Consider the following 21,047-nt stretch of genomic DNA (forward strand, 5'->3'; position numbering starts at 1 on the left):
GCCTGCGGCGGGCTCAACAGCCGCCTTGCTGCCCCATCAACCCGGTGTTGTCGTCTTCGATCGTCCGGTACTGCCGTTCCACCAGCGTCAGCGCGTCCATCGCGGCCTTGAGCTGCTGCTGGTAGTTCTGCAACGCGGTGAGCGCCGAGTCGCCGGACTCCAGCGAGCGCTCGTTGAACTTCTCCGCCGCGTCCTGGCTGACCGGGTCGCCGGCCCAGGGCCGCACGCGGACCTCGGTGATGGCCAGCTCGATCTGCTTGTCCAGCTTCGTCAACGCGCCCGCGAACGCGTTGCGCAGGCCCGGGATCGCGTTCGGCTCGACGCTGAGGGTCTGCGACGGGACAGCCGGCGGCGTGCCGGAGTCCGCGCCCTGGCCGTGGTCTTCCGACGGCATGGACGACCTCCCCGTCTTGGCGTTTTCAGCGCGTCAGCATGGTCACTCTAGCCACACGGTCCGACAGCGGGGAGTGGGCGGAGCGCACTTCCCCCGCGTGGGTCAGCCGCGTTGCAGCAAACCGGCGACAGCGGCTTCTGCCACCCGTTGTGCTCCTTGGCAGAGAATGTCTTGGGACACCCTCGTTTTGTTACCGCCGTCGCGGAACATCACGTCCAGGAACTGGCCCTGGGCGACGTCCACCTCGACGTTGCACACCTCGTCCAGGCCCGGGGTCCGCACGGTGAGCGCGGGGAATCCGGCGACGGTCGTCGCCCTGGCGTCCACCTGGGCGTTCTCGGAGAGCCACACGCCGACGCCCTCGGCGGTGACCAGGGCCAACCGGACCACGTTGCCGCTGATCCCGCTGCGCACGGTGCACGCCTTCGCGTTGCCGAAGCTGGTCTCCACGTAGGGGCTCGGGTCGTGGTCGAGGCTCAGTTGCAGCCGCTGCTCCGGGCTGAGCACGGCGCAGGGGTCCACCTGGTCCAGCGGCAGGTCCCGGGGCCGCGGTGGCAGCTGGAGGACCGTGGTCGTGGTGGCGGGCAGGGGTTCGTCGACCCGCCCGTCCGCCTTCTTCTCGGGCAGGGGCGTGCACGCGGTGGCGACCAGCGCGACCAGCGCGATGATCATGCGAGCAGCCCTCATGCGCACCTACCGTAGCCGGGTCCACACGCCGTGTGCACCCCCCACTCTGAAACCGCATTTTTGCGCAACGCGTTCCGCGGCTTTGTCGCAGGGGGTGGTGGTGAGGCTTTCCAGGTCCAGAAAACCGAACGCGAACCCGGCGACGGCTTCGACGCAGTGGGTCGCGATGCCCTTTCCGCGGTGTTGCGGACTGATCCAGCAGAACAGTTCTCCGGTGGCCGACACGGCGACCTCGCCGACCGCGGTGTTCGACAACTGTTCACACACCGCCCACGAACAGCCGGCGTCGGTTTCCCACTCGTTCGCCCGGCGCCTGATGTGCTCGTGCGCCTCCTCGGGCGTCGCGAACCGGCTCAGGGCCGTGCGGTCGTCGATCCGGTCGTCCACCCGCAGCTGCCGGAGGTAGTGCTCGCCCGCGTTGATCTCGACCGGCTCCATGCCGGGCAGGCTAATCCGTGGCCAGCCGCGACCACTGGAGGAGGTCGTGGTGGACGCCGTGCACCAGCTCCGCGCCGCGCAGCGTGCCCTCGAAGGTGAACCCGCACTTCTCGGCCACCCGGCGGGAGGCGTGGTTGGCCACGGAGTGCCGGTAGCCGACCCGGTGCAGGCCGAGTTCCTCGAACCCGTACCGGAGCGCGGCGGTCAGGGCGGCGACGGCCACGCCCCTGCCCCGGTGGGTGGCTGCGGTCCAGCAGACGGCCAGCGCGCTGCGGTCGTGGTGGTCGAGGTCCCGCAGGCACACCTCGCCCGCGATGGCACCGCCGTCGTCCCGGACGACCCACGAGCAGCGCTGGTCGGCGGACCACTGCCAGGCCCGGTAGCCGATGAAGGCGAGAGCGGCCTGCTCGTCGGGCAGCCGGTAGCCGGACAGCCACCGCCCGATGGCGTCGTCGTCCACGGCGGCGAGCAGCGCGGGTGCGTCGGCGGCGGTGAGCTGGTCGAGCACGAACCCGTCCGCCTTGAGGTCGACCGGCTCCATGCTCCGACGGTAGCCGGGGAGGGGGCGGCGCGACAGCAGGGGTTGTCGCGGTGGTCAGTCGGTGACGAAGGCGTCGTGGTGGTCGGCCAGGGACTCCAGCTCGTCGCGGTGGGCGTCGGCCGGGGTGCCGTCCGGGGCGGTCGCGAGTTCGATCACCCAGTCCGCGTCCTCGGCGTCGTCCTCGCCGGCCAGGAGGTCCTTGTGCACCGCGCACGGCGCCCACCCGGCCGCCGCGAGCGTCCGCGCCAGGCCCTCGGCTTCGTCGCGGTCGTGCAGGACGAGCAGGATCACCGGTTCCCCATCCGACCCACGATCAACGCGACCGCGGGCACGAGCAGGAACACGAACGGGTTCTTCACCAGGAAGAACAGCGCCACCGTCAACAGGCCGACGAGGGGCACGGCGACGTGCAGCCACCGGCGGTCCTGGCCGGGCAGCGCGGGCGGTGGCACGGACGGCAGCGGTGCGACCTGCGCGAACCTCGGGTGCGGCTCGGGCAGGTCGCCGAACAGCGCCAGCAGCTCGCCGCGGGTCTTCGCGGTGGTCACCCGGGCCGTGCGGTCGCCGTACTCGTCGACGTCCAGCCGTCCCTCGGACAGGTGCTCGCCGAGCAGCTCGATCGCCCGCTGCCGCTCGGCGTCACCGATCCGGATGTCCCGCTCGCCCACGTACGAGAGCTTATTCCTTGATTTCGCAGAGGACGGTGCCCTGGGTGACGGTCGCACCCGGTTCCGCCGCGAGCCCGGTCACGACACCGGCCTTGTGCGCGGTCACCGGGTTCTCCATCTTCATGGCCTCCAGCACCACGATGAGGTCACCCGCCTCGACCGTCTGGCCGTCCTCGACCGCGACCTTCACGATGGTGCCCTGCATGGGCGCCGCCACCGCGTCACCGGACGTCGCCCCGCCGCCCTTGCCGCCGGCCCGCTTGCGCGGCTTGGCCTTCGCGGCCCCGCCCTTCGCGACCGGCGCGCCCGCCGAGAGCCCACCGGGCAGCGAGACCTCCAGCCGCCGGCCGCCGACCTCGACCACCAGGGTCTGGCGCGGCTCGTCCTCCTCGGCCTCCGCGCCATCGGTGAACGGCGGGATGGTGTTGTCGAACTCGGTCTCGATCCACCGCGTGTGCACGGTGAAGCCGTCCCCGGTGCCGACGTACGCCGGGTCGCGCACGATCCGGCGGTGGAACGGCAGCACGGTCGCCATGCCCTCGACGACCATCTCGTCCAGCGCCCGCCGCGCCCGCTCCAGCGCCTGCGTCCGGTCCTCGCCGGTGACGATCAGCTTCGCCAGCAGCGAGTCGAACTGGCCGCCGATGACCGTGCCGCTCTCCACACCCGCGTCCACCCGCACACCCGGGCCGGACGGCGCGACGAACGTGGTCACGGTGCCCGGCGCGGGCAGGAAGTTGCGGCCCGCGTCCTCGCCGTTGATGCGGAACTCGATGGAGTGGCCGCGCGGGGTCGGGTCCTCGGTGAAGCGCAGCGGTTCGCCCGCGGCGATGCGGAACTGCTCGCGCACCAGGTCGATGCCCGCGGTCTCCTCCGACACCGGGTGCTCGACCTGGAGGCGGGTGTTGACCTCCAGGAACGAGATCGTGCCGTCCTGCGCGACCAGGTACTCGACGGTGCCCGCGCCGTGGTAGCCGGCCTCCTTGCAGATGGCGCGCGCGGAGGTGTGGATGCGGGCGCGCTGCTCGTCGGTCAGGAACGGCGCGGGCGCCTCCTCGACCAGCTTCTGGTGGCGGCGCTGCAACGAGCAGTCGCGGGTGCCGACGACGATCACGTTGCCGTGCTGGTCGGCCAGCACCTGCGCCTCGACGTGCCGCGGCTTGTCCAGGTACCGCTCGACGAAGCACTCGCCGCGCCCGAACGCGGTGACCGCCTCGCGCACCGCGCTGTCGTACAGCTCGGGGATCTCCTCCAACGTCCGCGCGACCTTCAGCCCGCGCCCGCCGCCGCCGAACGCGGCCTTGATCGCGACCGGCAGGCCGTGCTCCTGCGCGAAGGCGACAACCTCGTCCGGTCCGGACACCGGGTCCTTGGTGCCCGGCACCAGGGGCGCGCCGGCGCGCATCGCGATGTGGCGGGCGGTGACCTTGTCTCCCAGGTCGCGGATGGCCTGCGGCGTCGGCCCGATCCAGATCAGACCCGCGTCCAGGACGGCCTGCGCGAAGTCGGCGTTCTCGGACAGGAACCCGTAACCCGGGTGCACGGAGTCGGCGCCGGAGCGCTTGGCGACGTCCAGCAACTTGTCCACCGAGAGGTAGCTGTCGCCGGGCGTGCTGCCGCCCAACGCGAACGCCTCGTCGGCGAGCCGGACGAACGGTGCGTCGCGGTCGGGATCCGCGTAGACGGCGACGCTGGACAGACCGGCGTCCTGGCAGGCGCGGATGACCCGGACGGCGATCTCACCGCGGTTGGCGACGAGGACCTTGCGCAGCGACACGACGTCCTACCTCCTGGCAGCGCTGATGTGGAGTGATGGGTCGGGAGTTTAGTGACTGGTCAGTAATAACGGGATGGAGAGACAGCTCACGTCGGGGTGGGACAATCGGCGATCGTGTCACGCCCGAACCTCCCCGCGCTGCTCACAGCTTGCTGTGCCGTTGTCATCGCCGCAGCGGGGATGGTCTTCGCGTGGTCATTGCGCCCGGACGACACCGCCGAACGGGGGGTTTCCCCCACTCAGGACGAGTTGCGCTGCGGCACGACGGCGTGCCAGGTGGCGGTCACGGCGGACGTGGGCCGCGACACGGTGGCGGTGCTGGTGGGCCAGGGCTCGGGCCGCATCAGCACGAACGGCGCCTCCGGCCGCAACATCTTCGAACTCACCATCGCCGCGGACGGCGCCACGATCACCGACGGCTCCTTGGAGTGCGTGGACGCCGAGGTGGCGGTGTGCCTGGTGCGGGGTCCGGCGGGGACGGAGGTCGTGGGGGAGGTGTTGGTGCGGCGGTCGGGGGCGTGGTCACGGGCCCAGGTGCCGTACGTGTCGACGGCCGGTTACCTGGGCTTGCACGACGCCGACGGCGACGGGGTGGCCGACGTGGTGGCGGTGCAACGGGCGTGCGACCCGGGCGTGGACTGCACGCGGCGCTTCGCGCAGGTGTTCTCGCTGGTGAACCCGAAGATCGACCTGGGCTGCACCGCAACCGTCCCCGACCAGTCCCAACTCCCCGGCTGGCCCACCGTCCACCCAACCGCCACCCAACTCCACGCCTGCGACGAGTAACCCTGCGCCACCCACCCCGCACCGCGCCCCGCCGCTCGCCCCGCCGCCCGCCTGCCGCTTGCCCGCTGCCCCGGTTGCCGCGGCACCCTGCCGCCAGCCCGCCAGCCCGCCAGCCCGCCAGCCCGCCAGCCCGCCAGCCCGCCAGCCCGCCAGCCCGCCGGCTGCTCGGTCGGCCACTCCGCCGCGACGCCCATCCCGCTGCCCCGCCGCGCGATCCCGTTTCCCGCGCGCTGCTGCCCTTGCTCGCCGCCGCCGCGCTGCTTCCCCCGCACCGCCGCCAGTGCGCGATCCCGCCACTTGCCCGCTGCCGCCCGGCCGCCACTCCTAGCCCCGGCCGCCGAGCGGGTTCCTCCTGGGCGTTGCCTGCCGTGGCCCGCGCTCCTTGTTTACGGGACGCGCGAGTCGGCGAAAGGTCGCGGATCCTGCATGTCGCTCGATCGGGTGGCGTTCGCGAAGATCGCCCCGCCACCCGATCCTAGCCTCTCACCAGCACTTACGCCGGCACAGCCGCGCGCGGCTCGTGCAGCAGCGGGGGTGCGCTGGGGGTGTTGAGGACCTCGTCGTCCAGCAGGCCCTCCGAGCGGGCGACCAGGACCGGGACCGTGATCTGGCCGGCCACGTTGGTGGCGGTGCGGATCATGTCCAGGATCGGGTCGATCGCGTACACCACGGCGACACCGGTCGCGATGACCTCCGGCGGCAGGTTCACCGCGCCCAGGGTCAGGGTCAGCATCGTGAACCAACCGGTGGTGCCGGCCGTCGCCAAGGCGCCGAACACCGCCACCGCCACGATCGCCACGTACTGCCACAAGCCGAGCTCGATGCCGAACAGGTTCGCGATGAACACCGTCGCGATCGCCGGGTACACCGCCGCGCAACCGTCCATCTTCGTGGTCGTTCCCAGCGGCACCGCGAAGGACGCGTAGTCGCCGTCGACGCCCAGGTTCGCGGCGGTCTGGCGGCTCAGCGGCAGGGTCGCGCCCGACGACCGGGACACGAACGCGAACTGGATCGCCGTCCACGCCTTGCTGAAGAACGTCACCGGGCTGACCCGCCCGACGAACCGCAGCAGCACCGGGTACACCACGAACAGCACGATCAGCGTCCCGCCGTACACGGTCGCGATGAGGCTGAACAGCGGCCGGACGAACGAGTTGCCGTAGGTCGCGAACGCCGTCCCGATCAGGCCGAACACGCCGATCGGGGCCAGCAGGACGATCCACCCGACGATCTTCTGGATCAGGTCGAACGCCGACCGGGTCAGGTTGACGAACGGCGCGGCCTTCTCGCCCAGCGCGTACGCGGCGAACCCGACCAGGATCGCGATGAACACGACCTGGAGCACCTCGCCCTCGGTGAAGGCGGAGAACAGGTTCGACGGGACGAGCGTGTCCAGCAGGGTCGACCACGACCCGCCCTCACGGCTCGCGAGCCGCTTCAGCGCGGCCTCCGTCGGCTGCACCTGCACGCCGGTGCCGGGCTTGAAGATCAGCGCGATCGCGAGCCCGATCAAGACTGCGATCAACGACGTGATCGCGAACCAGAGCAGCGTCTTGCCGCCCAGGCGCGCGGCGCGTTGGCCGCCGAGGCGGCGCAAACTGGTGATCCCGACAACGATCGCGGTGAAAACGAGCGGTATGACCGTGAACTGGAGCAGGCTCGTGAAGACGTCGCCGAGCTTCTCCAGGGTGGTGGTCAGCCAGGTCTGGTCGGTGGACTTGGCCACCCACCCGGCCAGCGCGCCCAGCACGAGCGCGGCGAGGACGGTGACGCCGAAGACCTTCGGCTTGGTGTACGTGCGGATGAACGACATGTCGTCTCTTTCGGGTGTGCAGGGACGGGGATGGTCACTGCACGTGACAACCCGTGTTCGTCCTGCGGCCGAAGTCGATGTGGCGACGGCGCGTCAAAAGCTCGTTCATCGGCTCCCCCAACGCGATGGCCCTGGGTGGAGCTTCCCGGATCAGCGAAAATGTGACAACGGCTACCAGATGTCGGAAATCACGACGTCCAGTCGGCGGAGCAGCTTGCGGGTCAGCGGCAGGCTGATGCCGATGACGCTGGACGGGTCGCCGTCGATGCCGTCCACGAACCAACCGCCGAGCCCGTCGAGCGTGAACGCGCCCGCGACCTGGAGCGGTTCGCCGGTGGCGAGGTAGGCCTCGAGTTCGTCCTCGGTCGGGGTGCCAAACCGGACGTGGGTGGCTTCGTGGTCGGCGACGCTGTCGGTGACCTGGCCGTTCTCGACCTTGAGGATCGCGTGGCCGGTGAGCAGGGTGCCGGTGGTGCCGGCCATCTTGCGCCAACGGGCGCGGGCGTTCTCGACGGTGCCCGGCTTGCCTTGTACCTCGCCGTCGGCGGTGAGCAGCATCGAGTCGCAGCCGACGACCAGCGCGTCCTCCTCGTCGGCGGCGATCACCTCGGCCTTGGCCCGGGCGAGGGCCGTGACCAGTTCGCCGGGCGTGGGGTCGCTGAGCGCGGCGGCGACGGCATCCTCGTCCACGCCGGACACGCGGACGACGGGCTCGATCCCGGCGTTGCGGAGGACGTTCAACCGGGCAGGGGACGCGGAGGCAAGCACAAAACGCACGGCCGAACCCTAACGCCCCCGTTTTTGTCGTACCGCCGTGGTTGGCTGTCTGTCGGGGGGCCTTCGCGCACAGGGGACCCCAGCCACCGCACACACACCGACCCGGGCCTGACCCCGCCCACCCACACGCCGCCCGCCGCTCGGATAGACCTCGCCCGCCGCCAACCGCGCCCCCGCCGTCACTCCGAGCTCAATCCGCCGCGCTCGCTCGCCCCCGCGCTGCTGGCCCGATCCCGCGCCGTCCGCCCGGCCCGCGCTGTCCGCCCGCCCGCAGTTGAGCCGCCCGCCCGCAGTTGAGCCGCCCGCCCGCAGTTGAGCCACCCACGGTTGAGCCGCCGACCGTCGAGCCGCCCACCGTTGAGCCCATTCGCCCACGGTTGAGCCCATTCGCGCCGCTGGGCGCGGCCTCCGGCCCCCGTCTCCATTCTCCCACCGGGGACCGACAAAGCCGCGCGTGCCGCGAGCTGAGCGATTCGGCGGAAGCCGCGTCACGAAGGGCCGAAGGGAGTGAAGTCGTGCCGTGTGTGGGACCGGTTGCGTGCAGGTGGTGGGCCGGTCAGCGCTGGGGGGTGCGGCTTGGTGTCGTAGCGCGGGTGGGATGGGGGCGGTGGGGGTGGTGATCGGCTTACGCTGGGGTAGGCACCAGTCCGTGGGGAGGCGCGAATGGTGGTCGACCCGATATCGGGTGCGTTGGGCGCTGTGTTCGGGACGGCGTTCGACGGGTTGCTCCAGCACGGTGTGGGTGGGCTTGTGCACCGGGTTGACGATCGGCGGCGGATCAGGGCGTTGGCCAAGCCCGATCGGGTTGTTCGGCGGGTGGCCGAGGAACTGGCCGGGTTGCGGCGCTCCGAACTTCCCGGGGTGTCCGACCAGGAGTGGTTGCGGGCGGTTGAGGCGGTTCGGGATGGGCTGGACGCCGTGTCGTGGGAGCGGTTGGCCAAGGAGCCCGCCGATCTGGTCAACGGGGAGAGGTTGGCGAAGAGGGTGCCGGCCACTGACCAGGAGTTCACCGCGGGCGGGCGGGCGGCCTACGAGTTGTTGTTGGCCGGGTGTTGTGCGGGGTTGGCCGAGTTGGCGCGGTCCGTGGATCGGATCATGCGCGATGTGCACGTCGGGGTCAGTGACGGGGTTGTCGAGTTGCTGGAGCGCGACTCGCGTGAGGCCTCCGACTTCGCCCTGCGGTACACCGACTACGTCATCCGGACCACCAGCTCCTTCGAGCTGTTCGGCGTCGCGCGCGGCCGGGGGCCGGGGCGGCACTCGTTCGACCGGTCGTACGTGAGCCTCGCCGTGGCACGGCGTGGTGGGCGGGACGACGAGGCCTTGACCGGTGCCGGGGTCGGTGCGGCGACCGCGTTCGAGGACGCGGGCCGTGTCCTGCTGCGCGGGTCGGCGGGGGCGGGGAAGACGACGTTCCTGCGGTGGCTCGCCCTCACCGCCGCGCGGGACGGGCTCGTTCCGTTCTTCGTGCCGTTGCGGCAGTTCGCCGAAGGTCCGCTGCCCACCCCCGAGCGCATCCTGGACACCACCGCGCCCGTCCTCGCCGAGGAGAAACCCGACCGGTGGATCGTCGGGCAGTTCCGCGGGGGCGCCGCGTTGCTGCTGGTGGACGGCATCGACGAACTCGGGTCGGAGCGCCGCGCGGAAGCCCAGCAGTGGCTGGAGGACCTCGTCGCCGTCTACCCGCAGGCCCGTTACGTCGTGTCCACCCGGCCCTCGGCGGTGGACGAGAACTGGCTCGGCGAAGCCGGGTTCACCACCTACGACCTGCTCCCGATGTCCGCGAAGGGCGTCCGGGACTTCCTCACCGCCTGGCACGACGCCGCCCGCGCCGAGCAGCCGGAGGTCGCCGAGTGGCTGACCTCCTGCGAGCACCGCCTGGCCGAAACCCTTGCCACGCGGGCGGATCTGCGCAGGCTCGCGTCCAGCCCGCTGCTGTGCGGGCTGCTGTGCGCGCTGCACCAGGACGGCGGCATGCACCTGCCCCGCGACCGCAAGTCCCTCTACGACGCCGCCCTGGACCTGCTGCTGGTCCGCTGGGACGAGCAGCGCGGCGTGCACGTGGACCACGACCGGTACGGGTTTTCCAAGGAGGAGCAACTCGTTGTCCTGCAACGGTTCGCGTACTCGCTGGTGCGCAACAGCCGCCAGCTCGTGTCCAAGTCCAAGGCGCACCAGTGGATCGGCAGCGCCATGCGCGGTCTGCGTCCCCACGACGCCGAGCCCTCCCAAGTGCTGCAACGGTTCCTGGAACGCACCGGGCTGCTGCGCGAGTCCCTGCACGGCGACGTCCAGTTCGTGCACCGCACGTTCCGCGACTACCTGGCCGCCAAGGAGGTCGTGGACTCCGGCGACCTCGACCCCCTGATCGACCACGCCCACCGCGACGACTGGCACGACGTGGTGGTGATGGCCATAGCCCACGCCCGCCCGGCCGAGCGGCGAGGTGCTGGCGGGCCTGCTCGACGGCAACGAGGCCGCCCGCCACGACCCGCGCGTGGCCGACCTGCTGCACCTGCTCGCGGCGGCGGCCGTCGAGCACGCCGACGTCGTCGGCCGGGTCGACAAGCGGCCCGACGTGCGCGACGAGGTGCGGCGCGCGGTGGCCCGGCTCATCCCGCCGACCACCATGACCGACGCCGAGACCCTGGCCTCGGCCGGCGCGTTCGTGCGCGACCTGCTGCCGGACACGCCCGAGGGCCTGACCGACATCGAGGCGGCGTGCGTGGTGCGGGTGATCGCCATGATCGGCGGCGAGGGCGCGCTGGAGAAGATCAAGCCGTTCGCCGAGCTGGACGAGTCCGTGGTGCTGGACGAGCTGCTGCGCGCGTGGCGGCTCTCGCCCGACCCCGAGGACTACGCCCGGACCGTGCTGGCCGAGGTGGACTTCGGCGACCAGCGCGTGGACCTGCGCGGCTGGCACCGCATCCGGCACGTCCACCACCTCAAGCACCTGCACCACCTGCGTTGCCTGGGCGGCTGGAAGCCGCTCGACCCGGTCGCCGCCGCACCCGGCCTGCGCCGGTTGGAGCTGATGCAGAACGACGTGCTGAAGTCGCTGGAACCGCTGGTGCACCTGCGTTCCCTGCGGTCCCTGCACCTCACCCAGTGCCCGCTGATACGGGACCTGTCGCCGTTGGCGCGCACCGGCGTGGAGGAGCTGTCCCTGCACTTCACGCCCGCCGACCTGCGCACCCTCAAGGGCACGGGCCTGCACACCCTGCACGTGCGGCACCCGGCGCTGGAGACCGGTCTCGGGGCGATCCCGGCGGACCTGCCGCTGCGCGTGCTGGCCGTGGACAACCGGCCGCCGGGCCGGTCGCTGCTGGGCGTGTCCCGCTGGCCGGGACTGAAGACGGTCGAGTGCTACGGCATCCCGCACCCGGCTGAGCTGGCCGAACTGGCCGAGTTGCCCGCGCTGGAACGGCTGGTGATCCGGCAGCCGGAGTCCCCGGTGGACCCGGCCGGCCTGGGACTACCCGACCGGGTGGTCGTCGAGGTGGTCGGCTAGCCGGCTGGAGCGGCGGTCGCGTCCCGCCGGCGCTGCGTAGAACTACCGATGCGCGTGCGGCCGGGGTTGGGCAACCTCGAAGACGTGCAGCGCTGGGCTCTGGTGGTCCGCCGGACCGACCGGGCTCGCGGTCGGCGGTGGTGGCTGGCCGCGCCCGTGGCCCTGGTGGTCGCGGTGGCGGCGGTGGTGGTGTCGACCGACCCGGTCGGGTACGGGGTGGCGTTCTGGCCGTTCCTGAGCCGGTCCGACCGCGACGACCTGCGGGTCATGGAGATGGTGACCGGCGCGGCGCGCGCGCAGGGAGACCCGGCGCGGGTGCCGTTGGCGGTGGCCGCGGACGGCGTCGAGGTCCTGGCGACCCACCTGCACCCGCCGAACGGCGCGGTGTGGATGCTCGTCCGCTACCCCGTGCACGACGGCGTCCGCTGCCGCGAGGTGATGGTGCTGGGCGACCGCGTCCAGGTCACCAGCAGGCGCGTCGACTGCTGACACGACGGCGGCCTCCGGCCTCCGGCCCCCGACACCGCTATGGCCTCCGGCCCCCGACACCATTGTCCCAGAGGGCACCGACAAAACAGCCCACGTCGTCCGCACCGGGCCTCGTCGACGACGACTGACACCCGCCAGGCCTGGCGCTGGGAATCCCCGCGAGGTCAGCCGGGCAGGGCGGAGGAGCGCCAGGCTCCCGGGCCGTGCGGCAGCGGGCGGCGGACCATCCGGGTCGGGTCGGACCACGCCGAGCGGCGCGGGGCGTCCTCCTCCGGCTGGCCGGCGCCCAGGGTGGTCACCACGGCCGTGAGGGCCGCCAGTTCCTCGTCCGTCGGGTTGCCCCGGACGACCCGCAGGTAGGGGCGTCCGGGCTCAGCGGTCTCGGTCTGCACAGCGGCCTCCGGCTCGATCACAGCGGGATGTTCCCGTGCTTCTTGGGCGGCAGGGTCTCGCGCTTGTCCCGCAGCATCGACAGCGCCCGAGCGACGTAGGACCGGGTGTAGGACGGCGGGATCACACTGTCGATGTAACCACGTTCCGCGGCCACGTAGGGGTTGCAGAGCGTGTCTTCGTACTCCTGCTGCAACTGCGCCCGCAGCGCCTCGACGTCCTGCCCCTCGGCGGCGGCGTTCGCCAGCGTCTTGCGGTGCACGATGTTCGCCGCGCCCTGCGCGCCCATGACCGCGATCTGCGCCGTGGGCCACGCCAGGTTGATGTCCGCGCCCAGGTGCTTGGAGCCCATGACGTCGTACGCGCCGCCGTACGCCTTGCGGGTGATCACGGTGACCAGCGGGACGGTCGCCTCCGCGTAGGCGTAGATCAGCTTCGCGCCGCGCCGGATGATGCCGTTCCACTCCTGGTCGGTGCCGGGCAGGAAGCCGGGCACGTCCACGAACGTCAGCACCGGGATGTTGAACGCGTCGCAGGTCCGCACGAACCGCGCCGCCTTCTCCGAGGCGTCGATGTCCAGGCAGCCCGCGTACTGGGTCGGCTGGTTGGCCACCACGCCGACCGAGTGGCCGTCCACCCGGCCGAAACCGATCAGGATGTTCGGCGCGAACAGCGGCTGGACCTCCAGGAACTCGCCCTCGTCCAGCACGCGGGTGATGACCTCGTGCATGTCGTAGGGCTGGTTCGCCGAGTCCGGGATCAGCGTGTCCAGCTCGCGGTCCTCGTCGGTGATCGAGTCCTCGACCGACCCGTGCACCAGGTCGTCGGGCGCGTCGAACACCGGCGGCTCGGACATGTTGTTCGCGGGCAGGAAGGACAGCAGCTCCTTGACGTAGGAGATGGCGTCCTCCTCGTCCGAGCCGAGGTAGTGCGCGTTGCCGGACTTGGTGTTGTGCGTGCGCCCGCCGCCCAGCTCCTCGAAGCCCACGTCCTCGCCGGTGACGGTCTTGATCACGTCCGGGCCGGTGATGAACATGTGCGAGGTCTGGTCGACCATCACCACGAAGTCGGTCAGCGCCGGCGAGTACACGTGCCCGCCCGCGTTCGCGCCCATGATCAGCGAGATCTGCGGGACGACGCCGGAGGCGGCCACGTTGCGGCGGAAGATCTCGCCGTAGAGGCCGAGCGAGACGACGCCCTCCTGGATGCGCGCGCCGCCGCCCTCGTTGATTCCCACGATCGGGCGACCCGTCTTGATGGCCAGGTCCATCACCTTGACGATCTTCTCGCCGTAGACCTCGCCGAGCGAGCCGCCGAAGACGGTCACGTCCTGGCTGAACACGCACACCGGGCGGCCGTCGACCGTGCCGTAGCCGGTGACCACGCCATCGCCGTACGGGCGGTTGCGCTCCTGGCCGAAGTTGGTCGAGCGGTGCCGGGCCAGCTCGTCCAGCTCGACGAACGAACCCGGGTCGAGCAGCAGCTCGATCCGCTCGCGCGCGGTCTTCTTGCCCTTGGCGTGCTGCTTCTCCACCGCCCGCGCGGACCCGGCGTGCACGGCCTCGTCGTTGCGGCGGTACAGGTCGGCCAGCTTGCCGGCCGTGGTGTGGACGTCCGGCTCCTCGCCGATGGGGGCGGTCGCACTGCTCATGAACGGGCAGCTTAACCAGACCCGCCACGTGAGGTACCCGTGAGTAGCCCAGCTCACTGTGTCCAATGGCGCGACTCCGTCGCGCGGCTCGCGCCGCCCGAAAGTCGGCTCGTCGCGCCGCGTTTTCCGCCGATCGGAAGAGCTGATCGGCGGAAAAGGCGACGCGACAAGCCGACGGCGGCCTCGCGGGGAAAGCGCCGGGTTCGCCTGCGGCGTCAGCGGGGCTTGACCTCTAGCGCGCTGGAGGTTGCAAGCTTGATCGCAAGCGGCCCGCCCCGCCTCCACACCGCTCCGACAGCGCGCGGGGCGGGTCGCTCCTAGGCTGCACGCGTGAGCACGCCACTGGACGCCGAAGTTCTCCGCCACCGGCTCGTCGGCACGCACTACGCCAAGCTCGACGTGGTCGCCTCCACGGGGTCGACCAACGCCGACCTGCGCCACGAAACCCAGGACCGGTCCGTCCTCATCGCCGAGGAGCAGACGGCCGGCCAGGGGCGGCGGGGGCGCTCGTGGACATCACCCGGTGGTGGGATCTACCTCAGCGCGCTCTTCAAGCCCGAGGGCGTGCCGCCACAGCGCCTCCCGTGGTTGACCTTGATCGCCGGGGTGGCCCTCGTGCGCACGGCGGCGTCGGTGGGCGTCCAAGCCACCTTGAAGTGGCCGAATGACCTGCTTGTCGGCGACCGCAAGGCGGCTGGGGTCCTGGCCGAGATCACCGCCGATCACTCCGTTGTCGTCGGGATCGGGCTGAACGTGGACAAATTGCCGGAAGGGATCGAACCGGGCGCGGGTGGGCTGGAGCCGACCAGTCTCGCCGATCACACCGACCGGCCGCTGGACCGCACCGAGGTCGCCACCACCCTGCTGGACGAGTTGGCCCACCTTGAGCGTGCTTGGCGGGATGCTCACGGGGACCCGCACGTGTCCGGGTTGTACGACGAGTACGTGCGGGAGTGTTCGACATTGGGGCGTCGGGTCCGGGTGGACCTGTCCGGTGGGCAGTTGTCGGGCACGGCCCAGGACCTGGAGGTCGACGGCACGTTGCTGGTTCGCGACGACGACGGGGTCGACCACCCGGTTTCCGCCGGGGACGTGGTGCACCTGCGGGTACGGTGAGGGCCACCAGCGCTGACGCGAAAGGACCGCCGTGGCCTACCCGGACGACCTGCTCAGCCCCAGCGAGCACGTCGTGCTCCACAAGCACCCGCACTGGAAGACCCTGGTCGTCCCAGTCCTCGCCCTGGTCGTCGTGGTCGCGGCGGCGGTCGCCCTGGCCGTGCTGACCGACTGGGGGCAGGTCGCGTGGCTCGTGGTCGGCGTGGTGGCGGCGGCCGTGGTCGTCTGGTTGACGCTGGTGCCGGTGGTCCGGTGGCGCACCACGCACTTCATCGTCACCAGCGACCGAGTGATGTACCGGGAAGGCGTCCTCAAGCGCACCGGGCTGGACATCCCGCACGACCGCATCAGCAGCGTCCGCTTCCAGCAGTCCCTGCCGGACCGGGTGCTCGGGTGCGGCACGTTGATCGTGGAGTCCTCGTCCGACGAGCCGCTGGAGTTCGACGACATCCCGGGCGTGGAGAAGGTGCACTCCCTGCTGTACCGGGAGATCAACAGCAACCCGGACGACGACTTCCAGCCGGGGGAGAGGGTCGGGGATGGGCGCGCGTGAGGTCGGTCTGCCGGACCGGGTCGGCGGCGAGGGCCTGCCGGAGAGCGTGACGATCTGGGAGGTCGGTCCCCGCGACGGCCTCCAGAACGAGAGCGCGGTCGTGCCGGTCGGCGTGAAGCTGGAGTTCCTGGACCGGCTCGCGGACGCGGGCGGGACCGTCCTGGAGGCGACCAGTTTCGTGCACCCCAAGTGGGTGCCGCAGCTGGCCGACGCCGAGGAGCTCCTCGCGGGCCTGACCAAGCGGGACGGCGTGAGCTACCCCGTCCTGGTGCCCAACGAGCGCGGCCTGGACCGGGCGCTGAAGGCGGGCGTCGACCACATCGCGATCTTCGCCTCCGCCACGGAGACCTTCGCCCGCAAGAACCTCAACTCGTCGCTGGACGAGCAGTTCGCCATGTTCGACCCGGTCGTGGCGCGGGCGCGGGCCGAGGGCCTGAAGGTGCGCGGGTACGTGTCGATGTGCTTCGGCGACCCGTGGGAAGGGGCCGTGCCGCGCGAGCAGGTCGTGGGCGTGGGCAAGCGGCTGCTGGACATGGGCTGCGACCAGCTGTCCCTGGGCGACACGATCGGCGTCGCCACGCCCGGCCAGGTCACCGCGCTGATCCGCGGCTTCGACCGGGTGGACCAGCTCGCCGTGCACTTCCACGACACCTACGGGCAGGCCCTGGCCAACACGTACGCGGCGCTGCTGGCGGGCGTGCGGACGGTGGACTCGTCGGCCGGCGGCCTGGGCGGCTGCCCCTACGCCGAGTCCGCGACCGGCAACCTGGCCACCGAGGACCTGGTCTGGATGCTCGACGGCCTGGGCGTCGCCCACGGCGTCGACCTGGACAAGCTGTGCGACACCAGCGCCTGGATGGCCCAGCAGCTGGGTCGTCCCAGCCCGTCGCGGGTGGTGCGGGCGCTGCGCGGATGAAGGCCGTCGAGCTGACCGCGGACACGTGGCCGCTGCTGGTGGACCTGTTCGGCCCCAACGGCGCGGTCACCGGCTGCTGGTGCACCTTCTTCCTCCGCGACCGCGCCGACTGGCGGGCCGGCCAGGGCGACGGCAACCGCGACTTCCTGCACTCCCGCCTCGGCGACCCGCTCGGCGTCCTGGCTGTGGAGGACGAAGCCGCGCTCGGCTGGGTCGCCGTCGCGCCCCGGCCGTACTACCCGCGCCTGGCCACGATGAAGGCCGCCGCCGGCGAGTACCCGGCCGACACGTGGTCGGTCACGTGCTTCTTCATCCACCGCACCGCCCGCCGGCGCGGGGTGGCGAAGTTCCTGCTGGAGGAAGCGGTCTCCTACGCGGCCGGCCGGGGCGCGAAGCACGTCGAGGGCTACCCGGTGGACACGGGCGGCGCGAAGAAGGGCTCCGGCGACCTCTACCACGGCACGCTGGCCATGTTCCTGGACGCCGGATTCGGCCTGGTGGAACGAAAGGGCACGAACCGGGCACTGGTCCGCCGCGAGGTCTGAAATCGGTCCGGAGGGGCGGGAACCGGGGTAGGGGGTCGTAACGTCCAACGCGCGACCGACGACCATGCCCGGCGACGGCGCAGACCGGAGGTGGCCGTGACGACCGAGCACCGAGCCCAGGTTGACGAGCTGCTGGCCGACTACCGGCGCAGCCGGGACCAGCTCGCGTCCGTGCAGCGCGACCTGGCGAAGGTGACCGCGTCCGCGACCAGCCCGGACGGCACGGTCACCGCGACCGTCGGCGCCCAGGGCGCGCTCACCGACCTGGAGCTGACCGACGCCGCCTACCGGCTGCGGCCCGCTCAGCTCGCCCAGGTGATCGTGCGGACCACCCAGGAGGCCGCGGCCCGGGCCGCCGAGCGGACCTACCGGGCGATGGCCCCGGTGCTGCCCGCCGGCACCGACCCCGAAGCCCTCGTGCGCGGCACGGCCGACCTGCGGCCGGAGGAGATCGTCCCGCCCGCGCCCAAGCGGCGGCCGGTGGTCGACGACGACGAGGACTTCGAGCAGCGCGACTGGCTGAACGTCGAGACCACCGGGGGACCGAGATGAGCGGTTTCGAGACCGACCTCGCCAAGCTGACCGCCGGCGCCGCGGACTTCGGCGCGTTCGCCGAGCGGGCCGGGACGATCTTCGGCGACCTGGGCGGCGTGCTCGACTCGTTCGGCGCCTGCTGGGGCTCCGACGCCATCGGGCAGAGCTTCGCCTCCTCGCACGTCCAGCCGTCCACCGACGCCCTCACCGGCCTCGGCGACCTCGGCCGCGAGTTCGACGGGATCGGCGAACGCCTCACCGAGACCGCCCGCACCTACCGCGCGGCGGAAGACGGCACCGCAACCTCCTTCGGCGCGATCTAAAGGGGCACGGGATGGGCATCGAGCTGCCGGCCGAGCTGGCCGAGGTCGCCGCGAAGGCGGGCGTGACCTGGCCGCAGGCCGACGAGGACGCGCTGCGCTCGTCCGCCGCCGCGTGGCGCGAGGCGGGCACCAAGCTCTCCGCGCTGGCCGGCGAGTCCGACGGCGCGGCGTCCCGGGCGCTGACCGGCCTGTCCGGCGAGACCGGCGACGCGGCCCGCCGCCGCTGGTCGTCGTTCACCGGCCCGGACGGCAAGCTCAACCAGGCCGTGCGCGGCTGCAACGCCGCCGCCGACCGCCTGGACCACGCCGCGCAGCAGGTCGGCGCGGCCAAGGTCGAACTGGTCCGCGAACTGGTCAACCTGGCCAAGAACAACGACGCCGCCAACCAGGCCGCGGCGGCCGGCCACCCGACCGCGTTGCTGGGCCTGGACACGGCGGTGCGCGGCGCGGCGGCCAACGTGGCGCACCTGACGGACACGCTGACCCAGGCGGTCCGGCTGGACAGCGGCGTCCAGGTCGGCGGTCGACCGCTGCTGGACGTGAACCCCGGCGTGCACGGGCCTTCTCCCGATGCGGCCCCGGCTGGTCCTGGTGCTTCCGATGGGCGCGGTGGTTCTTCCTCGGGTGGGCTGCTCGGTGGTGGGCTGCTCGGTGGTGGGAACCAGGGCGGTCCCGTTGGGCTGGTGGGCGGCATCCTCGACGGTGGCCAGCCCCAGGGCGGGCCTGGTCAGCAGGTTCCGGGCCAGCAGGTTCCGGGCCAGCAGGTTCCGGGTCAGTCGGTTCCCGGTCAGTCGGTTGCGGGGCAGCCTGTTGCGGGGCAGCCGGCTCAGGGTGGTGGTGGGCTGCTCGGCGGGTTGGTGGAGACGGTCGCCGCGCCCGTGGCCGGGGTGGTGAACCCCGTGCTCAACACGACCGGCCAGGTGGTGAACGGCGCGGTGGAGGTCGTCGGCGACACCGCGCAGGGCGCGGCGGACACCGTCGGCCGGACCGTGCAGGGGGCGGCCGATGTGCTGCCCGGCAACGGCGGTCCGCACGGTGGCGAGGGTCCGCACGGTGGCGAGGGTCCGCACGGGCGTGCGGACGGCCCCGGACGGCCGCAGCAGGCACCCGGTCTGGTGGAGCAGATCGCGTCGCCGGTGCTGGGCGGGAACGGTCCGGTCCAGCCGGCGGTGGAGACGGTCGGGCGTGCGGCGGACACCGTGACCCAGTCGGCGGCGGCGATCCTCGACCGTCCCCTGCTGCCGACCGAAGCCCCGCACGCACCTGCCGCCCAGCCGGCCACGCCGAACGCGCCGCAGGGACCCGGCTTGGGTGGTCCCGGTGGTGCCGGTGGCGGTCTGGGTGGTGGCCTCGGCGGCGGTGGTGGGCTTGGCACTGGTGGGCTCGGCGGCGGTGGGCTTGGCGGTGGGGTGAGCGGCGGTGGCGTGTCCGCTCCAGCTGCCGGTGCGGCGGCGAGTGGTGCGGCTGCGGCTGCCCAGTCCCCGGCTGCCGCCGGCCAGGCTGCGAGTCAGGCCGCGAACCAGGCGCAGTCCCAGGCAGGGCAGCAGGCGGCTCGCGCCGGGCAGCCGACCGCGAGCGCACCCGCTGGTGCGGCTCAGGTTGGTGCCGGGCAGGTCGGTGCCGGCCAGAGTGGGGCCGGACAGGTCGGTGCCGGCGCGGGCGGGTCCGGTCAGGGTGGTGTGGGCCAGGGCGGGTCGAGCCAGGCGGGTTCGAGCGCGAACCAGGGCCAGAGCGGCAGCCAGAACACCCAGAGCTCGCAGAACCAGAGCGCCCAGAACAGCCAGAACAGCCAGAACCAGGGTGGTCAGGGCGGTCAGGCGAAGGATGCCGCCGGCGCGACCAAGGACCCGGCCAAGGACGCCGCCAAGGCCGCGGAACAGGCCGCCTACGGGCTCGCCGTCCTGCCGCTGGCCCGCGACATCCTGGTCCGCGGCGGTCAGGCGCAGGCGTTCCTGCCGGGCTGGACCCCGGGCCAGGCCGCTCCCGGCACCCCGGCCCACGGCTACACCGGCCAGGGCTACCCGGCGGGCGGGTCGGCGTACGGGTCGATGTCCGGCGTGCTCGGGACGGGTCCGGCGGTGTCGCTGGAACTGCCCGGCGCACCGCAGAAGGCCGCCCAGACCGCGCAGCCCAGCGACGAGTCCGTCGCGCTGTTCCTGCTGCACATGTTCCCCGGCGGCACCCTGCCGCCCGCCCGGCGCACCCCCGCCCGCCAGCTGCCGACGCCGTCCGAGGAGCAGGAGTTCGCCTCGGGTCTCCGGTTCGAGCCGCAGGGGCACCCCGACGGCGACCTGGTCGACGCGTCCGCGCGTCCGCTGCCGCGGTTCGTCCACGGTCCGGGCGACGAGCCGGACGCCGAGCTGCTGCACGACTACGACGCCCTGGCCGGCATGCACGAACGCGACTGGGACCGCCGGTTCCTGGTCCGCGCGGACCCGCCGGAGTACGCGTGGCCGCCGGGTGAGCTGTTCCCCGAGGGCGGGTACGAGGCCGGGCAGCCCGGCGTGCTCGCGGTGGGGGTCGAGCTGGACCGGTTCGGCACGCCCGAGGGGCGGGTGCTGTCCGAGTGGGGCACGCCGTTCCGCGAGCGTTCGTTGCCGCCGGCCGCGTTGGACGCGGGCTACCACCGCTACCGGGTGCTGCGCGAGCTGCCGGTGTGGTTCACGCTGTCCGCCGAGTGGTTCGGGCAGCCCGGCGGCGGGGTGCGGTACCGGACGACCTACGCGGTGGCCGAGCTGGTCGCCTTCGGGTACCTGGAGGAGGTTCGATGAACGCCGAGTCCATCCAGGGCTGGCTGCTGGCCGTGGGCGTGCCCGCGGAGGTCGTGTCGATCGGGGCCGAGGCGGACAACACGTGGTGCCTGGTCCGCGACGACGAGGGCTTCGAGGTGTTCTGGCGCGAGCAGGGCAACCGCTACGACTGGGCCCGGTTCAGCAGCGAGGACGTGGCGTGCCACTACCTGTTCGGCCGGCTCGTGTGGGCGCAGGTGGTCCGGGGCGCGGTCGGCCTGCTGCCGCAACAAGACGAACCCGAACCACCCGCCGACACAACGCAACCGGTCTCAGCCGCGACCGCCTCCGGCACCGCGACCGCCTCCGCAACCGCGGCAGGCACCGCGACCGCCGCCGCGACTGCGAC

General features: G+C 72.3%; 21 protein-coding genes and 2 pseudogenes. 12 read left to right on the forward strand and 11 right to left on the reverse strand.

Going from position 1 to position 21,047, the window contains the following annotated elements; all coding sequences use genetic code 11:
* Positions 1-13: 13 nt before the first annotated feature.
* From WBN91_RS16100 to WBN91_RS16130, 7 genes are all read right to left on the reverse strand, one after another.
* Positions 14-394, reverse strand: a complete 381-nt coding sequence (locus WBN91_RS16100) for a transcriptional regulator (protein WP_337724517.1) — start codon at positions 392-394, stop codon at positions 14-16.
* A 102-nt stretch (positions 395-496) separates the two neighbouring features.
* A complete protein-coding gene (locus WBN91_RS16105) occupies positions 497-1,081 on the reverse strand; it encodes a DUF3558 domain-containing protein (RefSeq protein ID WP_337724518.1) in 585 nt (194 codons plus the stop codon).
* 6 nt (positions 1,082-1,087) lie between these two features.
* Positions 1,088-1,519, reverse strand: a complete 432-nt coding sequence (locus WBN91_RS16110) for a GNAT family N-acetyltransferase (protein ID WP_337724519.1) — start codon at positions 1,517-1,519, stop codon at positions 1,088-1,090.
* Between the two features lie 10 nt (positions 1,520-1,529).
* The gene (locus WBN91_RS16115; RefSeq protein ID WP_337724520.1) at positions 1,530-2,060 is read right to left on the reverse strand and encodes a GNAT family N-acetyltransferase; all 531 of its coding nucleotides are present in this window, start codon (positions 2,058-2,060) and stop codon (positions 1,530-1,532) included.
* 54 nt (positions 2,061-2,114) lie between these two features.
* Positions 2,115-2,351, reverse strand: a complete 237-nt coding sequence (locus WBN91_RS16120; protein WP_337724521.1) for a hypothetical protein — start codon at positions 2,349-2,351, stop codon at positions 2,115-2,117.
* Positions 2,348-2,728, reverse strand: coding sequence for a DUF1707 SHOCT-like domain-containing protein (locus WBN91_RS16125; RefSeq protein ID WP_337724522.1), 381 nt, complete (start codon positions 2,726-2,728; stop codon positions 2,348-2,350). Before WBN91_RS16125 ends, WBN91_RS16120 begins: the two co-directional genes overlap by 4 nt.
* 10 nt (positions 2,729-2,738) lie before the next feature.
* Positions 2,739-4,505 carry an acetyl/propionyl/methylcrotonyl-CoA carboxylase subunit alpha gene (locus WBN91_RS16130; protein ID WP_337724523.1) on the reverse strand — a complete coding sequence of 589 codons (1,767 nt, stop codon included), beginning with the start codon at positions 4,503-4,505 and terminating at the stop codon, positions 2,739-2,741.
* 114 nt (positions 4,506-4,619) lie between these two features.
* Between WBN91_RS16130 and WBN91_RS16135 the strand changes: the two genes are divergently transcribed.
* Complete coding sequence (locus WBN91_RS16135; protein WP_337724524.1) at positions 4,620-5,291, forward strand: hypothetical protein; 672 nt, start codon at positions 4,620-4,622, stop codon at positions 5,289-5,291.
* Positions 5,292-5,784: 493 nt separating this feature from the next.
* Here WBN91_RS16135 and WBN91_RS16140 read toward each other — a convergent pair whose 3' ends face one another.
* Positions 5,785-7,104 carry a dicarboxylate/amino acid:cation symporter gene (locus WBN91_RS16140; protein ID WP_337724525.1) on the reverse strand — a complete coding sequence of 440 codons (1,320 nt, stop codon included), beginning with the start codon at positions 7,102-7,104 and terminating at the stop codon, positions 5,785-5,787.
* Between the two features lie 171 nt (positions 7,105-7,275).
* Positions 7,276-7,881: a Maf family protein gene (locus WBN91_RS16145; protein WP_337724526.1), complete on the reverse strand. Its 606-nt coding sequence runs from the start codon at positions 7,879-7,881 to the stop codon at positions 7,276-7,278.
* Positions 7,882-8,544: 663 nt separating this feature from the next.
* Here WBN91_RS16145 and WBN91_RS39175 point away from each other — a divergent pair.
* From WBN91_RS39175 to WBN91_RS16160, 3 genes and pseudogenes are all read left to right on the forward strand, one after another.
* Positions 8,545-9,645: pseudogene (locus WBN91_RS39175) on the forward strand (NACHT domain-containing protein); the annotation flags it as partial.
* A gap of 682 nt (positions 9,646-10,327) precedes the next feature.
* The gene (locus WBN91_RS16155) at positions 10,328-11,392 is read left to right on the forward strand and encodes a leucine-rich repeat domain-containing protein (RefSeq protein WP_337724528.1); all 1,065 of its coding nucleotides are present in this window, start codon (positions 10,328-10,330) and stop codon (positions 11,390-11,392) included.
* A gap of 48 nt (positions 11,393-11,440) precedes the next feature.
* Positions 11,441-11,881 carry a hypothetical protein gene (locus WBN91_RS16160; RefSeq protein ID WP_337724529.1) on the forward strand — a complete coding sequence of 147 codons (441 nt, stop codon included), beginning with the start codon at positions 11,441-11,443 and terminating at the stop codon, positions 11,879-11,881.
* A 164-nt stretch (positions 11,882-12,045) separates the two neighbouring features.
* On the opposite strand, the gene WBN91_RS16165 is transcribed toward WBN91_RS16160, so the two are convergent.
* Positions 12,046-12,294, reverse strand: coding sequence for an acyl-CoA carboxylase subunit epsilon (locus tag WBN91_RS16165; RefSeq protein WP_337724530.1), 249 nt, complete (start codon positions 12,292-12,294; stop codon positions 12,046-12,048).
* Positions 12,291-13,922 (reverse strand): acyl-CoA carboxylase subunit beta, encoded by a 1,632-nt coding sequence (locus WBN91_RS16170; RefSeq protein WP_337724531.1) that lies wholly within the window; start codon positions 13,920-13,922, stop codon positions 12,291-12,293. Before WBN91_RS16170 ends, WBN91_RS16165 begins: the two co-directional genes overlap by 4 nt.
* Positions 13,923-14,252: 330 nt before the next feature.
* On the opposite strand from WBN91_RS16170, the gene WBN91_RS16175 reads away from it, so the two are divergent.
* The 8 genes and pseudogenes from WBN91_RS16175 to WBN91_RS16210 form a co-directional block, all read left to right on the forward strand.
* Positions 14,253-15,038, forward strand: a complete 786-nt coding sequence (locus tag WBN91_RS16175; RefSeq protein ID WP_337724532.1) for a biotin--[acetyl-CoA-carboxylase] ligase — start codon at positions 14,253-14,255, stop codon at positions 15,036-15,038.
* Positions 15,039-15,069: 31 nt separating this feature from the next.
* On the forward strand, positions 15,070-15,591 hold the full coding sequence (locus tag WBN91_RS16180) for a PH domain-containing protein (RefSeq protein ID WP_337724533.1): 522 nt from the start codon (positions 15,070-15,072) through the stop codon (positions 15,589-15,591).
* Entirely contained in the window at positions 15,578-16,507 is a 930-nt protein-coding gene (locus WBN91_RS16185; protein ID WP_337724534.1) for a hydroxymethylglutaryl-CoA lyase, read from the forward strand. Before WBN91_RS16180 ends, WBN91_RS16185 begins: the two co-directional genes overlap by 14 nt.
* Positions 16,504-17,052, forward strand: a complete 549-nt coding sequence (locus WBN91_RS16190; protein WP_337724535.1) for a GNAT family N-acetyltransferase — start codon at positions 16,504-16,506, stop codon at positions 17,050-17,052. Before WBN91_RS16185 ends, WBN91_RS16190 begins: the two co-directional genes overlap by 4 nt.
* A 96-nt stretch (positions 17,053-17,148) precedes the next feature.
* Complete coding sequence (locus tag WBN91_RS16195; protein WP_337724536.1) at positions 17,149-17,604, forward strand: YbaB/EbfC family nucleoid-associated protein; 456 nt, start codon at positions 17,149-17,151, stop codon at positions 17,602-17,604.
* A complete protein-coding gene (locus WBN91_RS16200; protein WP_337724537.1) occupies positions 17,601-17,909 on the forward strand; it encodes a WXG100 family type VII secretion target in 309 nt (102 codons plus the stop codon). Before WBN91_RS16195 ends, WBN91_RS16200 begins: the two co-directional genes overlap by 4 nt.
* Before the next feature lie 11 nt (positions 17,910-17,920).
* Positions 17,921-20,680: a TNT domain-containing protein gene (locus tag WBN91_RS16205; RefSeq protein ID WP_337724538.1), complete on the forward strand. Its 2,760-nt coding sequence runs from the start codon at positions 17,921-17,923 to the stop codon at positions 20,678-20,680.
* Positions 20,677-20,925, forward strand: a pseudogene (locus WBN91_RS16210) (hypothetical protein); the annotation flags it as partial. The gene WBN91_RS16205 and the pseudogene WBN91_RS16210, both read left to right, overlap by 4 nt.
* Between the last annotated feature and the right edge of the window lie 122 nt (positions 20,926-21,047).

The organism is Saccharothrix sp. CCNWYY140 (assembly GCF_037401995.1).
Lineage (GTDB): Bacteria > Actinomycetota > Actinomycetes > Mycobacteriales > Pseudonocardiaceae > Actinosynnema.

Excerpts from the sequence above, each read along its gene's own strand:
- WBN91_RS16190 (WP_337724535.1), top strand. The coding sequence starts at position 16,504 with ATGAAGGCCGTCGAGCTGACCGCGGACACGTGGCCGCTGCTGGTGGAC.
- WBN91_RS16200 (WP_337724537.1), top strand. The coding sequence starts at position 17,601 with ATGAGCGGTTTCGAGACCGACCTCGCCAAGCTGACCGCCGGCGCCGCG.
- WBN91_RS16110 (WP_337724519.1), bottom strand. The coding sequence starts at position 1,519 with ATGGAGCCGGTCGAGATCAACGCGGGCGAGCACTACCTCCGGCAGCTG.
- WBN91_RS16170 (WP_337724531.1), bottom strand. The coding sequence starts at position 13,922 with ATGAGCAGTGCGACCGCCCCCATCGGCGAGGAGCCGGACGTCCACACC.
- WBN91_RS16205 (WP_337724538.1), top strand. The coding sequence starts at position 17,921 with ATGGGCATCGAGCTGCCGGCCGAGCTGGCCGAGGTCGCCGCGAAGGCG.
- WBN91_RS16140 (WP_337724525.1), bottom strand. The coding sequence starts at position 7,104 with ATGTCGTTCATCCGCACGTACACCAAGCCGAAGGTCTTCGGCGTCACC.
- WBN91_RS16115 (WP_337724520.1), bottom strand. The coding sequence starts at position 2,060 with ATGGAGCCGGTCGACCTCAAGGCGGACGGGTTCGTGCTCGACCAGCTC.
- WBN91_RS16160 (WP_337724529.1), top strand. The coding sequence starts at position 11,441 with ATGCGCGTGCGGCCGGGGTTGGGCAACCTCGAAGACGTGCAGCGCTGG.
- WBN91_RS16100 (WP_337724517.1), bottom strand. The coding sequence starts at position 394 with ATGCCGTCGGAAGACCACGGCCAGGGCGCGGACTCCGGCACGCCGCCG.
- WBN91_RS16185 (WP_337724534.1), top strand. The coding sequence starts at position 15,578 with ATGGGCGCGCGTGAGGTCGGTCTGCCGGACCGGGTCGGCGGCGAGGGC.
- WBN91_RS16105 (WP_337724518.1), bottom strand. The coding sequence starts at position 1,081 with ATGAGGGCTGCTCGCATGATCATCGCGCTGGTCGCGCTGGTCGCCACC.